The sequence below is a fragment of the Micromonospora sp. M51 genome (assembly GCF_018070305.1).
In the GTDB taxonomy this organism is placed as follows: domain Bacteria; phylum Actinomycetota; class Actinomycetes; order Mycobacteriales; family Micromonosporaceae; genus Micromonospora; species Micromonospora parva.
This window is the reverse complement of the sequence record NZ_JAGPXZ010001437.1, coordinates 1-557: the sequence shown is the minus strand read 5'-3', so window position 1 is coordinate 557 and position 557 is coordinate 1. Positions and strand designations below refer to the sequence as shown.

Sequence of the window (557 nt, the reverse complement as noted above, 5' to 3'; positions counted from 1 at the left end):
GATCCCGACCGTGCCGACCCGCAGCGCGCCGGGCGGCTCGGCCCGGCGGGCGGGCGTCGGTGCCCACCCGGCCCAGTCGGCCCCCGCGCAGCCGGGGGCCTCCTGCCGGGCCGCGTCGGCGGCCCGCCGGGCCAGCTCCGCGATCCGGGCCGAGTAGCGGGCGTCGATCTCGGCGATGCGGCGGTCGCGTTGGGCGCCCACCCGCTGCGGTACGGCGGCGGCCGCCCGCTGGACCCGGGCCAGTCGTTCCCGGCCGGCGGTCAGGTCGGCCTGGGCGGCGGACAGCCGGGTACGGGTGGCGCCGAGCGCCTCGGCGAGGGTGTCCCGGACCCGGCTGGCCAGCTGACCGCGCCGGTCAGCCATCAGAGCCCCGACGCGTCGGCGCGTCCCGCCACGGGCTGCCCGAGCGCGGGGGTGGCCCGCCGGGGCGCGGCGACAGCCCGTCCGGGCGCGGCGGCAGGCCACCGGAGCGCTGCGCGGCGGGCGTGCCCGGCCGCTGCACCGCACCGCCGGGGCGGGGAACCCCGACCGCTGGCCGTCCGGTCCCACCCGGTCGC

General features: G+C 83.3%; 2 pseudogenes. Both read right to left on the bottom strand.

Going from position 1 to position 557, the window contains the following annotated elements:
• A pseudogene (locus tag KBX53_RS35310) lies at positions 1-363 on the bottom strand (cell division protein FtsK); the annotation flags it as partial.
• A pseudogene (locus KBX53_RS35305) lies at positions 356-557 on the bottom strand (hypothetical protein); the annotation flags it as partial. The pseudogenes KBX53_RS35305 and KBX53_RS35310, both read right to left, overlap by 8 nt.